Source organism: Flavobacterium salmonis (genome assembly GCF_903819435.1).
In the GTDB taxonomy this organism is placed as follows: Bacteria; Bacteroidota; Bacteroidia; order Flavobacteriales; family Flavobacteriaceae; genus Flavobacterium; species Flavobacterium chungangense.
In genome coordinates, this window is the sequence record NZ_CAIJDP010000124.1 from 1 (window position 1) to 215 (window position 215).

1 pseudogene is annotated in these 215 nt (G+C 35.8%); it reads right to left on the minus strand.

Annotated elements, in window-relative coordinates:
* Window positions 1-215: pseudogene (locus tag FLACHUCJ7_RS25190) on the minus strand (IS1182 family transposase); the annotation flags it as partial.

Sequence of the window (215 nt, forward strand, 5' to 3'; positions counted from 1 at the left end):
CTGGGTTTTGATTTCGATGTATTCTAAATGTTTATCTATTTTCTTTTGATTGAAATTAGCTTTACGGCTATTGTGCGCTCGGCTTTTAGTTCCATCAATGGCAATGGTTTGACAACCTATTAAATCGGCATCTTTCAGGAAAACTACAAAGAGTTTGAACAGGTTCTTTAATGCAAGGGGATTGTTCTTTCTAAAGTCAGAGATACTGTGGTAGT